Annotated in this window: 10 protein-coding genes and 1 tRNA gene; 5 read left to right on the top strand and 6 right to left on the bottom strand. The window is 60.3% G+C overall.

The genetic code is table 11. From position 1 onward, the window contains the following. Positions 1-77 precede the first annotated feature (77 nt). From TM1040_RS06535 to paaG, 5 genes are all read right to left on the bottom strand, one after another. A complete protein-coding gene (locus tag TM1040_RS06535; protein ID WP_011537790.1) occupies positions 78-341 on the bottom strand; it encodes a glycine zipper 2TM domain-containing protein in 264 nt (87 codons plus the stop codon). A gap of 204 nt (positions 342-545) precedes the next feature. Then, complete coding sequence (locus tag TM1040_RS06530; RefSeq protein ID WP_011537789.1) at positions 546-1,142, bottom strand: TetR/AcrR family transcriptional regulator; 597 nt, start codon at positions 1,140-1,142, stop codon at positions 546-548. A 6-nt stretch (positions 1,143-1,148) separates the two neighbouring features. Further along, on the bottom strand, positions 1,149-2,459 hold the full coding sequence (gene paaK, locus TM1040_RS06525) for a phenylacetate--CoA ligase PaaK (RefSeq protein WP_011537788.1): 1,311 nt from the start codon (positions 2,457-2,459) through the stop codon (positions 1,149-1,151). A gap of 55 nt (positions 2,460-2,514) precedes the next feature. After that, positions 2,515-2,946 carry a hydroxyphenylacetyl-CoA thioesterase PaaI gene (paaI, locus tag TM1040_RS06520; protein WP_011537787.1) on the bottom strand — a complete coding sequence of 144 codons (432 nt, stop codon included), beginning with the start codon at positions 2,944-2,946 and terminating at the stop codon, positions 2,515-2,517. A gap of 3 nt (positions 2,947-2,949) precedes the next feature. Next, complete coding sequence (gene paaG, locus TM1040_RS06515) at positions 2,950-3,735, bottom strand: 2-(1,2-epoxy-1,2-dihydrophenyl)acetyl-CoA isomerase PaaG (RefSeq protein ID WP_011537786.1); 786 nt, start codon at positions 3,733-3,735, stop codon at positions 2,950-2,952. Between the two features lie 160 nt (positions 3,736-3,895). Here paaG and paaZ point away from each other — a divergent pair, with 160 nt between their 5' ends. From paaZ to TM1040_RS06500, 3 genes are all read left to right on the top strand, one after another. Next, positions 3,896-5,926, top strand: a complete 2,031-nt coding sequence (gene paaZ, locus TM1040_RS06510) for a phenylacetic acid degradation bifunctional protein PaaZ (protein WP_011537785.1) — start codon at positions 3,896-3,898, stop codon at positions 5,924-5,926. 29 nt (positions 5,927-5,955) lie between these two features. Then, a complete protein-coding gene (locus TM1040_RS06505) occupies positions 5,956-6,861 on the top strand; it encodes a PaaX family transcriptional regulator C-terminal domain-containing protein (protein WP_011537784.1) in 906 nt (301 codons plus the stop codon). A 114-nt stretch (positions 6,862-6,975) separates the two neighbouring features. After that, positions 6,976-7,052 (top strand) — tRNA-Met (locus TM1040_RS06500). Positions 7,053-7,125: 73 nt separating this feature from the next. Here the strand turns inward: TM1040_RS06500 and TM1040_RS06495 are convergent. Next, positions 7,126-7,779, bottom strand: coding sequence for a TetR/AcrR family transcriptional regulator (locus TM1040_RS06495; RefSeq protein ID WP_011537783.1), 654 nt, complete (start codon positions 7,777-7,779; stop codon positions 7,126-7,128). 101 nt (positions 7,780-7,880) lie between these two features. Here TM1040_RS06495 and TM1040_RS06490 point away from each other — a divergent pair, with 101 nt between their 5' ends. Then, complete coding sequence (locus TM1040_RS06490) at positions 7,881-10,340, top strand: GcvT family protein (RefSeq protein ID WP_011537782.1); 2,460 nt, start codon at positions 7,881-7,883, stop codon at positions 10,338-10,340. 751 nt (positions 10,341-11,091) lie between these two features. Continuing rightward, positions 11,092-13,395, top strand: coding sequence for a methyl-accepting chemotaxis protein (locus TM1040_RS06485; RefSeq protein WP_254658854.1), 2,304 nt, complete (start codon positions 11,092-11,094; stop codon positions 13,393-13,395). Positions 13,396-13,542 lie beyond the last annotated feature (147 nt).

Below are 13,542 nucleotides of genomic sequence, written 5' to 3'. Positions count from 1 at the left end.
TTTGCACGAAGCCTTTGTTTGCGCGACACTCTCTGCGCCAGAGCAGCTGCGGGCAGACTGCATGTTGCGCACAAAGGTTACGACGGGCACGCGGCCTTGTAGGTCTGCCCGGCGCTGTTGCGATAGGTACATTGACGCGGCGCATTGGCACCGATCTGCGCGCCGACCGCACCACCGATCAGCGTGGCGGCTACCTTGCCGCTGCCAGAGCCAACCTGGTTGCCTACAGCCGCACCCGCGAGAGCGCCACTCACAGCGTTGATGTCTTGATTGTCGCTGCACCCCGCCACAAGCACGCTCGCCGCAAAGAGTGTCGCTAAGAGTCCTGACGTCTTGGACATTGATCCATCTCCTCTCTGATGACCGGAGCCAGAAGGGGAGGAGCCGCATCATATGCGCCACACTGCCTCCCGGCTCCTCGCCGCCGGTGATGGTTGACCGTCCATGTAGAAACGTAGCACGTCGGAAATTGTTCCCAAGCGTTCCCTCGGCGATGGCGCAGAGAGCGCGGTTCGTTGCCGATGCATCATGGGTTGTGGTGCGGTCTAAAGCCCGGAGACGCCGTGAAGCGTGAGGCGCGCAACCACATCGGCATAGCCTTTGCGGTCCTCGGTATCTGCGCCCGCATTCCACATGTAGTGCCAGTTCAGCATCCCAAACACAGACATCGTCACCGCGCGCAGCTTGTCCTTGTCCGCAGCCAAAGTATCAGGCGCCGCATCGCGGATCGCAGCGCTCATGAATTTTACCATTTCACGCTGATACGCGCGCAGATGCTCCTGTTGTGGCTCCGGCAGCGCTGACATCGCATTGAGCTGCACCTTGTGTTCGTGATCGGCGCCCTCATAGGCCAAAAGTACCTCGGTCAGGATAAGGCGCAGGCGCACAACCGGGTCCGGATCGCTCAGCTCAAGACCGCAGACCCGGTCCCTGAGCCCGCGCAAATAGCTGTCGAGAAGGTCAAAGAGCAGCGCGTCCTTGCCCTCGTAGTAGTGATAGATATTGGCCTTGGAGATCCCGCAGGCCCGCGCGATCTGCGTCATCGAGGCCCGGTCATAGCCTTCCTCGGCAAAAAGGCGCGCCGATGCCGCGAGGATCTGCGCGCGCTTTTGATCGTGGTCTTTGGCAATCGTCCGGGCCAAGAGTTCTTATCCTTTGTTGCGATTGTCGACGACGCGGCGCGCCTTGCCCTGCGAGCGTTCGACACTGCCGGGCTCGCCTACCGAAATCTCTGCCGAGATGCCAACGATATCCTTGATCCGCTTGGCCAGCTGCTTGGTGCAGGCCTCGCGTTGTTCGGGTGCGGTGGCCGCTGGCAAGACCTCGACATGGATGCGCATCGCGTCCATGCGGCCCTTGCTGTAAAGCTCGATCTGATAGTAGGGCGCGAGCGCCTCTACCGTGAGCATCTGCTCTTCGATCTGGCTGGGAAACACATTGACGCCCCGCAGGATGATCATGTCATCCGACCGGCCGGTGATCTTGGCCATCCGCCGCATTGAACGCGCCGTGCCCGGGAGCAGGCGTGTCAGGTCGCGGGTGCGGTAGCGCACCATCGGCAGGCCTTCCTTGGTGAGTGTTGTGAAGACCAGTTCGCCCAACTCGCCATCGGGCAGCACCGCGCCTGTTTCGGGGTCGATGATTTCCGGCAGGAAGTGATCCTCCCAGATGACCGGCCCGTCCTTCGTCTCCACACATTCATTGGCGACACCCGGCCCCATGATTTCCGAGAGACCATAGATATCCACCGCATGCATATCAAAGGCCGCCTCGACCTCGCGGCGCATCGCATCGGTCCAGGGTTCCGCGCCAAAGACGCCAACCTTCAGCGAAGAGCTACGCGGATCGATCCCCATGCGGTGATATTGCTCGAGGATGTTCAGCATGTAGGACGGCGTCACCATGATGCCGTCGGGGCGGAAATCCTCAATCAGCGTCACTTGCTTTTCGGTCTGGCCGCCCGACATCGGCACCACCGTCGCGCCGAGGCGCTCAATGCCGTAATGTGCGCCAAGCCCGCCAGTGAACAGCCCGTAGCCATAGGCGTTATGCACCATATCGCCGCGCCGCAGGCCGGAGGCGCGCAAGGACCGCGCCAAGAGGTCCGCCCAAGTGTCGATGTCCTTTCGCGTGTACCCCACCACGGTCGGCTTGCCCGTGGTGCCAGAAGACGCATGCAGCCGGAGGATCTGTTCGCGCGGGACCGCAAACATCCCAAAAGGATAGGCATCGCGCAGATCACCTTTGGTGGTGAAGGGGAACTTTGCGAGATCCGACAGCTCCTGCAGGTCGTCGGGGTGGACGCCCGCTGCATCAAACCGCGCCTTATACATCGCCACATTGTCATAGGCGTGGCGCAGCGACCATTTCAGGCGCTCCAATTGCAGGCTGCGGATCTCGTCGATGGACGCGATCTCGATCGGATCCAATTCGTCCCGGTTTGGTGTCAAATCAAGCATGGGCGTCCTCCATCGCCTTGGTGTCTGTCTGCACCCGTGGTCCGGGTGCCTCGGGTCATTCCTCGAAGAGGTGTCCCTTGATCGCGCGCGAGCAGCCACGCATCTCTGCAATCAGCTGCCCGTCCTGATTCTTGACGCTCACGTCATAGATGCCGCTGCGCCCGGTCAGAGAAACCTCACGCGCCTCGGCCAGTAGCCTGTCGCCTTTGCGACCTGGCGCGATAAAGCTGATCATATTGTGCTGCGCCACCGTCGCCTGGTTGCGGCTGTTACAGGCAAAGGCAAAGGCGCTGTCGGCGAGCATGAAGATCACGCCGCCATGGCAGATCCCATGGCCGTTGCAGTGATGCGCTTCGACGGTCAGGGCCAGCGCGGCACTGCCCTCGTCGACACGTTCGATGCCCATGCCGGCCCATTTGGACGCCTGATCGTCGGCCCACATGGCCTGTGCGGATTTCTCTGCCCGTTGTTGTGCGGTCAATGACATGGATTATTGCCCCCGAAACACGGGCGTTCGTTTTTCCAGAAAGGCGCGCACACCTTCGGCGTAATCCGCGCTCTCGCCACAGGTCTTCATCGCATCCGCCTCACGCTCGAGTTGCTCTGCAAGCGTATAGGCACCCGAGGTCTGGATCAGAGATTTGGTCAGCCCCAGCCCCAGTGTCGGCCCGTCGGCGAGCTTTGCCGTCAGGGTGCGGGCCTCGTCCATCAACGCCTCATCCGCAACGCATTTCCAAATGAGTCCCCAATCCGCGGCCTGTTCGGCACTCAGAGGCTCTCCGGTCAAGGCCAGAGCCTTGGCACGGGCCTCGCCCAGTAGGCGCGGCAGGTGATAGCTGCCAGCGGTGTCGGGGATGAGGCCGACCTTGGCAAAAGACTGGATGAACTTCGCGCTCTGTGCAGCGAGCACAATGTCTGCGGCCAGCGACAGGTTCGCCCCTGCCCCTGCGGCAACGCCATTGACGGCGCAGACGACCGGAAACTCCAGCGATCGGATCAGATTCACGAGTGGCGCATAAAACGTGCGCACCGTATAGCCCAAATCCACGGGGCCTCCCGCCGCGTCCGGATTGCGCGCCGACAGATCCTGACCCGCGCAAAACCCGCGCCCAGCACCCGTGAGCAGCAACGCCCGCTTTCCAGAGTCGCGCGCCTCTTCCAAAGCGGCACGCAGGGCCAGATGCATCTCATCGGTAAACGCATTGAGCCGATCCGGGCGGTTCAGCGTGATCTCGCACCATGTGTCGTGATCCTGTGTCAGAATGCTCTGTTCCATGAGCCCTCCCCTTGCCCCTGGCGACCGATTTCGCGCTCGATTGGGAAAAGACTTGCATAAACCGACCGGACGGTCAATATATTCAATCAGGAAAATGAGCCGCCCCGAACTCGGGCGCTGGCACTGCATTTGCACAACAGGCTTCAGGGAGACACGAGACATGTGCCCGAAAGATGTGGCGAGCTTTGCCGCCGGAGAATGGATCGCACCGGACCACAGCGCACGCGAGATTGCCTCTGCCATCACCGGAGAGGTGATTGCGCGCGCGGGCAATGCCACGCTCGATGTGCAAGCGATGCTCGATCATGCCCGCGATACGGGCGGCCCCGCCCTGCGCGCCATGACCTTCCATGACCGCGCCCGCATGCTCAAGGCGCTGGCGCAGCATTTGGACGCCCACAAACAAGAGCTCTACGACCAGAGCTTTGACACCGGCGCGACCCAGAAGGACCACCTGATCGACGTGGACGGCGGCATCGGCACGGTGTTTGTCTTTGCCTCCAAGGGGCGACGCGAAATGCCCGACAGCACGGTCTATACAGACGGCGCGGTCGAGCAACTGTCGCGCCACGGCAGCTTTATGGGCCAGCACATCTGCACCTCGCTGCCCGGTGTTGCGGTACATATCAACGCCTTCAACTTCCCGGTCTGGGGCATGCTGGAAAAGCTCGCACCCACCCTGCTCGCCGGTGTTCCGGCCATTGTAAAACCAGCCACCGCCACCTGCTACGTCACCGAGGCCGCCGTGCGCCTAATGCTCGACAGCGGTCTTCTGCCCGAAGGGGCGTTGCAACTGGTAAGTGGCGGACTTGGCGACATGCTGGACCGGCTGACCTGTCAGGACGTGGTGAGCTTTACCGGCTCTGCCGCAACCGCGCTCAAACTGCGCCAGACCCCCGCGATTGTTGAAAACTCCGTGCGGTTTGTAGCGGAACAAGACAGCCTCAACGCGTCGATCCTCGGCCCCGACGCAGCACCCGGTAGCGCGGAGTTTGATCTCTTCCTCAAGGAAGTACAGCGTGAGATGACCACCAAAGCGGGTCAGAAGTGTACTGCGATCCGCCGCATCATCGTGCCCGACGCACAGGTAAACGCTGTGATCGATGGGCTGAGCGCCGCGCTTGCCAAGATCACCATTGGTGACCCACGCGCCGACAGCACCCGTATGGGCGCGCTGGTCTCCGCCGCGCAAAAACGCGATGTGCTGGAGCAAGCCGACAAAATCGCAACCGAGGCCACCCGCGTCTTTGGCGACCCCGACAATTTCACCGTTGAGGGCGCTGACAAAGACAAAGGCGCCTTCGTGCCGCCCATGCTGTTCCACTGTGCCGACCCGGACGCCGCGCGACATGTGCACGACACCGAAGCCTTTGGCCCTGTCTCTACCGTCATGGGCTATCGCGACCTTTCTCATGCGTCCGAACTCGCCAATCGCGGCCAAGGCTCCCTCGTGGCGTCCCTGATCACCGCAGACCCGGTGGTCGCACGCGAGGTCACGCTAAACATCGCGGCCTTCCATGGACGCGTCTATATCAACAATGCCACCTCCATGAAGGAATCCACGGGCCACGGCTCTCCCCTGCCCCATATGGTGCATGGCGGCCCCGGTCGCGCCGGCGGCGGCGAGGAGCTGGGCGGCGTGCGTGCGGTGAAACACTACATGCAGCGCACTGCGGTACAGGGTTCGCCCGAGATTCTGTCGGCGATCACCGGCAAATGGGTGCCCGGCGGCCCCGAAACCACAGGGCCCGCACATCCCTTCACGCGCCGCTTTGGCGCACTCACGATTGGGGAAACACTGCACACCGCGCCGCGTGTCGTCACCAGCGATGACGTCGCCCATTTTGCGCAGTTCACCGGCGACACCTTCTATGCCCACATGGACGATGCCGCCGCAGAGCGAAACCCGTTCTTTCCCGGCCGCGTTGCTCATGGCTACCTGCTCCTGTCCTTTGCAGCGGGCATGTTCGTAGAGCCGAATGAGGGCCCCGTGCTCGCCAATACCGGACTTGATAACCTGCGCTTCATGAAGCCGGTGGTGCCTGGCGACAGCATCAAGGTGCGCCTGACCGTCAAAGCCAAGACCCCGCGAAACGAAGAATATGGCGAGGTCCGCTGGCATGTGACCCTCACCAATCAAGATGATGAGCTGGTGGCGGAATACGACCTGCTGACCATGGTGGCGTTCTGAACCCACCTCAGCCTCGATGATGTCACGTCATGGCAGTTGGGCTGGCGCTAACCCGCGCCAGCCCTTATCGTATCTGCATGACACAACACACCGACGACTGGTTTACCACTGCAATCACGGCGCTCACTGAACCGGATGGCCTGAGGGTCTGGTCCATCATCGTGTCCTTCCTCGGAGATATGGCGCAAGACAAAGGCGCCGGCGTCAGCAGTGCTGCCTTGACGCGGGTTATTACTCCGCTTGGCATCAAACCAGAGGCCATTCGGGTTGCGCTGCACCGTTTGCGTAAGGATGGCTGGACCGAGAGCCAGCGACGCGGGCGGGGCTCCTTTCATTTCCTGACTCCCTTTGGGCGGCAGCAATCCGCGTTGGTGACCCCCCGTATCTACGCGCGCAGCACATGTGAAACAGACGCCTGGACCTTGCTTGTTGCGGGCACGCCAGACGGGCTGGAGACGCTGGATGCGCTCTGCGACCAGACGCCACTAACCAGCATCCGGGTCAATCGCCACGCCGCGATCACACCGGGCCCTGCCATGCAGCACGCCGCAGAGACCTCGCACATGCTGGTTGCAAATCTCGATGTGGCGCATGTGCCCGGCTGGCTACAGGACGATCTCTTTCCAGAACCATTGCGGCAGAGCTGCGCGGCTCTTGACCAGGCCCTTGCGCCCCTCGGGAGCCCACCAGACCTCTCTCCCTTGCAACGCGCCTGCCTGCGCACGCTCCTCGTCCATCGCTGGCGCCGGATTACGCTCCGACACCCGGACGTGCCACGCATATTTCACCCCGCAGATTGGAGCGGAGAATCCTGTCGCACGCGGGTCTTTGCCCTGCTCGACAAGTTGCCGCAGCCCGAACTGGCAGAAATCGAAGACGCTGCCCCTGTGGCCGTACAAGCTGCGCCCCAAGGCACAATCGCCGTAACTGGCTGACATCAAACAAGAAGCCGGACGGCGGGCAAAAAAAATCTCCAAAATGTCGGATCTTTCTGTTTTCTCCCTTGACCCTGTCGATCGCATTCCGTAAATGGCCTCCACACAGCGAGCGGCGGAGTAGCTCAGTTGGTTAGAGCAGCGGAATCATAATCCGCGTGTCGGGGGTTCAAGTCCCTCCTCCGCTACCACCCTTCCCACAACAGACACACAGCCAACACCATGGGCACACGCCTGTGCAGGCACTTGTCCCACGCACGACACTCATGCAAACGTTTCGGCATCGAGGCACGTGAAGTGCTGCGGAAAGCAAAGCCGCAGATACGACAGAACCTGCGCCTTGGCTGACTGCCGTGTAAAGCGGTCTGGATACATCAGAATATTGAGCCAGAACCCGTCAAAGAGGCTTTCGAGCATCGCCGAAACCGTATCGGAATCGATGCCGCTGTAGCCACCCTCTGCTATGATGTCCGCACACAAGCGAGAGGTCGCAATCTGACGCTCCTCATCGAGGGGGCCAGTCAGCTCCCGATAGGCTTTGCGCGGGCGACTCTCACCGAAGAATGCAAACCAGACCGAAAGCTTGCGGCGGTTGCAGATCTTGGCGTGAAACTGCGCGTCGACGATGAGCTTCAGTTTGTCAGCGGCAGACACATCCGGCTGTGAGGACCTTGTGAACCAAAGGGCGCGGTGTTCGTCTGCAAGATGCGTCAACGTTGCCGTCAGAAGCGCCTCCTTGCTTTTGAAATGGAAATTAACCAGCCCAAGCGACAGACCTGCCTCCGCCGTGACCTTCGCCAGTGTTGTTCCCGAGAGACCATATGTGCTGATTGCAGTGATGGTCGCATCGATCAACTGCTCACGCCGGGCTTCGGGCGGTGCGGTTCGTGGCTGCTTTTTAGGCAAGTTGTCTGACATTATCCACTCCACTGAATGCTCATTCAATCAATTTCTTGATTTTGGCTTAGGGTCAAGCTAGCCATTTGATCAAATTAGAGTTCGCTGCAGGAGTTGAGACTATGCCCTCTTCCCTTCCGACCCAAGCGCAAGTCGTGATCATCGGCGGGGGGTCGATCGGCTGCAATATCGCCTATCACCTCACGCAACTTGGCATGACAGACGTTGTGATTCTGGAGCGCGACAAACTGACAGCTGGCACAACGTGGCACGCCGCAGGCGAAATCGTCCCGGCCGTTCTCGGTGCGGAGTGGGAATGCGAACTCTATCTACACGGCCGCGAACTGATTGCTGGCCTTGAGGCAGAAACAGGACTGGCGACCGGCTGGCGCGAAGTCGGCTACATTCAACCGGCAGACACCGCGGAACGCCTTGAGGAAATGCGCCGTGGCGCGGCCTTCATGAACCTTCACGGTTTCGAAATCCACGAGATCTCACCGCGCGAGGCGCAGGAACGCTTTCCGATTGGCGACTTCAGCAACACGCTTGCCGCCTTCTGGTATCCCAAGGAAGGCCGCACCAACCCGGTGGACACAACGATGGCGCTGGCGCGCGGCGCGCGCACTCGCGGCGCGCAGATCCTTGAAGATGTCGCTGTGACAGATATCCTCACGCGGCAAGGACGCGCTGTTGGTGTACGTACCGATCATGGCGACATCGCTGCCGAGCATGTGGTTATTGCTGCGGGCATGTGGTCGCGTCAGATCGGCGCAAAGGCTGGCCTTAATCTGCCGCTGCAGGCCGCAGAACACTATTATCTGATCACAGAAGAGATCGAGGGTATCCACCGCGATCTGCCACTGCTCGAGGATCCGCACAATTGGTCCTACTACCGAGAAGAAGTTGGCGGCTTGCTGGTCGGCATGTTCGAACCCGACGCCGCCCCGTGGATGATCGACGCCATCCCGGACAACTTTGCCTTTGGCGAGATTGAACCGGACTGGGATCGCATGGCCCCTCACCTCGAAGCCGCTTTCAGCCGTGTGCCACTGGTCGCCGAAGCGGGTGTGCGCAAGCTCTTTTGCGGACCCGAGAGTTTTACCCCAGATCTTGCCCCCCTGATCGGCGAGGCCCCCAGCCTGCGTAATTGCTGGGTTGCCGCGGGGATGAACTCGCTCGGGATCCTCTATGGACCGGGGGTCGGCAAGACACTGGCGCACTGGATTGTGGAAGGACGCTGCCCGGTAGATCACACTGCGTTCAACGTTAGCCGGTTTGCCGACGGCACGCATAACACACCCGCCTACCGACGCGCCCGCACCCCCGAACTCCTCGCCAAGAGCTTCGGCGCGCATTTTCCAAACGACAGCTTCAAAACGGCCCGCGGCCTCAAGCGCTCGCCACTCTACGACCGGCTCAGGGCCGCCGGGGCCTATTTCACGGAGAGCCACGGCTGGGAACTGCCTGACTGGTTTGCCCCGACCCCAGAGGCGGCGAAGATCGACCGCTATAGCTGGGGCCGGCAGAACTGGTTTGACTGGCACGCCGAAGAACACCGTGCCGCCCGCGAGGATGCAATCGTGATGGACATGTCCTCGATGGCAAAATTCCTTGTCCAGGGACGTGACGCCTGTACATTGCTAAATCGCATCAGCTGCAATGACATCGACGTCCCCATCGGCAAGGTGGTCTATACCGCCTGGACCAACCAAGCGGGCGGCTTTGAAGCTGACCTTACGGTAACCCGCATGGACGTCGACCGCTTCATGGTTGTGGTCGGGGAGAACAGCCACGGCCATACGGAGACCTGGATGCGGCGCCACATCGGCGCCGATGAATTTGTAACAATCACGGATATGACCGACGGGATCACGCAGATCAACCTGCATGGACCCAAGGCCCGGGACATCCTCGCAAAAGTGAGCGCCGCAGACCTCTCGCAAGAGGCCTTTCCCTTCATGACTGCGCAACATATTGATGTCGGGCTCTTTCGCATTCACGCGCTCCGTGTCACATATGTCGGCGAGCTGGGCTGGGAACTGCACGTCCCGAGCCTGCACGCCGTGCAAGTCTATGACCTGCTGATGCAGGCTGGCGCAGACCACGGGCTGCGCAATGCCGGGATGCAAACACTGTCTTCGCTGCGACTGGAAAAGGCTTATCGCGACTTTGGCGTGGATCTCGACAATACCGACACACCAATTGAGGCAGGCCTGGGCTTTGCCGTGAAGCTCGACAAACCCGGCGGCTTCATTGGGCGCGACGCCCTCGCCAAAATAAAGGCCGCAGGCGCGCCCAAGCGGCGCATGCTGCAATTCCTGCTGAGAGACCCCGAGCCGCTGCTGCATGGTAATGAAATCATCTATCTCGACGATAAACCCGTCGGCTACATCCAGGTCGGCGCCTATGGGCATACCCTTCAAGGCGCGGTCGGCATTGGATTTGCGGAGATCGAAACGCCACTGACCTCAGAGATCGCCACGTCAGGCGCTTGGTCAATCGACATCGCAGGGACCAAGATCGCTGCAACCGCTTCGCTCAAACCGCTCTTCGACCCCGCGATGGAGAGAGTGAGAAAGTGATAACTTTCAATCTCTTAACTTATTCTGGACTGAGGTTTCTGCACTTCACTAGCGCCAACCTTACCAAACGGTAGGCACCGTGCACGCTCAACTTACCGAGTGGTAATGGCAACTTACCGAATGGTAATGGCAGCAAAAAGGTGACACTGCACGTAAACCCAGCCTCGATGGGCAACTCTACGCCCTCAAAGACGCGGGAGATCCATCGCCAGCAAAGGCACGAAAGGCAGATAACCCAGATGTAATTGCGTGAGGCGCACAAAGAACCTGGCAAAAACTGCCCGAGTTCTTGCCACTCAACCGCACCCGCGCGTTATGGCGCAAACACGCGTATTGCGCAAGGGTGGAACAGCAAAACCCACCCCGGATCAGCAAATCTCAACCACCAATAACGCTGCTCTGCAGCGGCAACCGCCTGACCAGTCGGTTCCGTCAACTCGCTGCACTTCAACAGGTGCCCTCTCTCAACGTCAGGCTCGGCGCGCACCGCAAATGCGAGATCAGAGATTTGCAGAACGCGAATATGTCAGTTTTTAGACATTCAGTTGCAGTCCTTGATGCGCACGCAACGCAACCAGCACGCGCGACAGATTTCCTCAGCTTGTACAATCTCTTGGCAAATCGCGACGCAAACACGCTGCATGCGATGGCACCGCAACAAAGCTTGAGTCAAGCAACCGCGAACAGCCGCGAGATCGTCGCAATACTGAATCTTAGGAAAGTTGTGAGAACATTACCGAAATGCGCATGTATGACCCTCAAGGAGACCACCCCTGTGTTGCTAAAGCCATCGAGCGTTTCGCTCAAACTCAAACTGCCCGTCTTGATGGTTGCCCTCACAGTTGCATTTGTGGTGACCGTATCTTTGCTCATCTACACGATGGCCGAACGCAGCATCCACGAGAAGGTCGCTTCTGCAAAAGAATCCAAAGCGCACGCCGGCGCGCAGGCCCTGCGTTTCAGCATCGATGCTGCGCAACGCGATGTCTCCAACCTCGCAGCACTGCCAACCACCTTTCGCGCCATCAATAATTTCGAGCGCGTCATCGGGATGATCGAGGTCGACGACAAGATCGGCTTCCTTAAAACGCACTACATCGTAGAGAACCCCAACACCGAAGAAGAGCGCGCTGCACTGGTCGATCCCGGTGATGGCTCCTACTACAGCCAATCGCATGTGACGTATCATCCGACCTTTGTGCAGACTGCCGAACTCAGTGGATATTCAGACATATACCTGATCACCCCCGCGGGGCTTGTGGCCTATTCGGTCCACAAAAAAGGGGACTTTGCGGAAAATATCAATGACAGCGTGCTGGCCGACACTGCCTTGTCGCGCGTCGCGCAAGCCGCTCTCGCGGCGGAGCCCGGCAGCGTCGTCGTCGAAGATTTCTCAGCCTATGGGCCCTCCGGCGCCGTTGATGCGTTTCTTGCCTCTCCGATCCTGAACAAGCGTGGCGATCCGGTGGGCGTGATAGCAGTACGGATTGGAACGGATTTTGTGCAATCTGCCCTGAACGCAAACCTCGCGGACGATGGCTATGAGAACATCTTTCTTGTCGACCCGGATGGCCGCACCAAGAGCCCGGGGATGATCGCCGGTGCCTTCTCTCTCCTGAGCGTTCTTCCCGATGCCCCCCATATCGCCGCGGCACGCGCAGGCGAAGCCGGTAATTTCACCGCTACGGTCACCGCATTGGGCACACCCGCAACCGCCGTTGTGGTGCCGCTTGACCTCAATGGCTTTGACTGGTCGGTGGTGATGGAAACCGACAGCGCCCAGGCCTTTGCCGTGATCTATCGAATCCGCTGGATGGTGCTGTCCCTGATCGGCGCGTCGATCGTTGTCTCCATCGGGGTTTCCTGGGCGGCTGCCAACAGGGTTACACGCCCGATCCATCAGCTGCGCGACGCCACCAATGCGCTCGCGCAAGAGGACTACGACATTGCCATTTCCGGTCTCAGCCGTGGCGACGAATTTGGCGATCTGGCGCGCAGCCTCGATACCTTCCGCGACAAGCTCAAGAGCGCGGATGAGGCTGCAGAGCGCGAAGAGGAAGCCAAACGCGAAACAGATTTTGTGGTGGATGAAATGAGCCGCGCCTTGGCGCAGCTGCAGGATGGCAATCTCGTGAGCGAGATTGAACACCCCTTCTCCGAAGACTACGAGACCCTACGCGAGAACTACAACCACAGCCTGCAGAACCTGCGCAACTCCCTGCGGGAAGTCGTGGAAGCCTCGCAGCATGTGGATCGCTTCTCGCAGGAGCAGCGCGCCGCCGCCAACGAAATGGCCGAACGCACCGAGAGCCAGGGTTCCACGCTTGAGAAAACTGCCACAGCCATGCAGGACCTGAGCCAGCGCCTTCGCGAAACAGCGGAAAAGGCCACCGAGGTCGACAGCACCATGCGTGGCACGCGCCGCGAGGCAGAACAGAGCAACGAGGTGGTGCGCTCTGCCGTGGCCGCCATGGATCAGATCCAGCAGGCCTCCAGCGAAATTGCCAAATTCATCAATATGATTGATGATATCGCCTTCCAGACCAACCTCCTCGCTCTCAACGCCGGAGTGGAGGCCGCACGGGCCGGGGAAGCAGGTGCAGGGTTCGCCGTTGTGGCCTCTGAGGTGCGAAACCTTGCGCGCCGCGCTTCTGAAGCCGCCGGCGAGATCAAGACCCTGACCTCCGCAAGCGAGGAGCATGTCGCCAACGGGGTGTCGATGGTGGACAAGGCGGGCAATGCGCTGACGAGCATTATCGCTCAGGTCTCCTCGGTGGGCGATCTTGTCTCTGAAATCGCGGGCGGTGTTCAGCATCAGTCGCAGGGACTTGAAGACATCAACACCGCTATGCGCGAACTCGATGCCGTCACCCAGCAGAATACCGCGATGGCCGAAGAAGCATCCGCGTCGAGTCAGTTGCTGCAAAGCGAAGCGCGCACGCTCTCCAGCGTCACCGGACGCTTTCAGATTGATCCCCCCATGAGCACAGATGCACCCGCCTCTTGGGACGACGGCTCCGACACACCTGCCGCTTCACATGAGGCAGCGGGCTAGACGCCAACGCAGCACTACAAGGTCAAACGCAAGGCCGCACCTTCGAAGGTGCGGCCTTGCGTTTTTATGTAAAACAGGGGATCAGCCTCTAAGAAAGCTCCAGTAAAGTTTGCGCCCGCAAAGTTTAAGGTGCACAATGCGCCTCAA

Origin of the sequence: Ruegeria sp. TM1040 (genome assembly GCF_000014065.1) — a bacterium.
In the GTDB taxonomy this organism is placed as follows: domain Bacteria; phylum Pseudomonadota; class Alphaproteobacteria; order Rhodobacterales; family Rhodobacteraceae; genus Epibacterium.
Note: the sequence above shows the minus strand (reverse complement) of the source record. Positions and strands in the feature narration are given on the sequence as shown.

What these genes read in the sequence shown, in the direction of transcription:
- paaZ (WP_011537785.1), top strand. Translation starts at nt 3,896, where the DNA reads ATGTGCCCGAAAGATGTGGCGAGCTTTGCCGCCGGAGAATGGATCGCA.
- TM1040_RS06505 (WP_011537784.1), top strand. Translation starts at nt 5,956, where the DNA reads ATGGCAGTTGGGCTGGCGCTAACCCGCGCCAGCCCTTATCGTATCTGC.
- paaK (WP_011537788.1), bottom strand. Translation starts at nt 2,459, where the DNA reads ATGCTTGATTTGACACCAAACCGGGACGAATTGGATCCGATCGAGATC.
- paaI (WP_011537787.1), bottom strand. Translation starts at nt 2,946, where the DNA reads ATGTCATTGACCGCACAACAACGGGCAGAGAAATCCGCACAGGCCATG.
- paaG (WP_011537786.1), bottom strand. Translation starts at nt 3,735, where the DNA reads ATGGAACAGAGCATTCTGACACAGGATCACGACACATGGTGCGAGATC.
- TM1040_RS06495 (WP_011537783.1), bottom strand. Translation starts at nt 7,779, where the DNA reads ATGTCAGACAACTTGCCTAAAAAGCAGCCACGAACCGCACCGCCCGAA.
- TM1040_RS06535 (WP_011537790.1), bottom strand. Translation starts at nt 341, where the DNA reads ATGTCCAAGACGTCAGGACTCTTAGCGACACTCTTTGCGGCGAGCGTG.
- TM1040_RS06485 (WP_254658854.1), top strand. Translation starts at nt 11,092, where the DNA reads ATGACCCTCAAGGAGACCACCCCTGTGTTGCTAAAGCCATCGAGCGTT.
- TM1040_RS06490 (WP_011537782.1), top strand. Translation starts at nt 7,881, where the DNA reads ATGCCCTCTTCCCTTCCGACCCAAGCGCAAGTCGTGATCATCGGCGGG.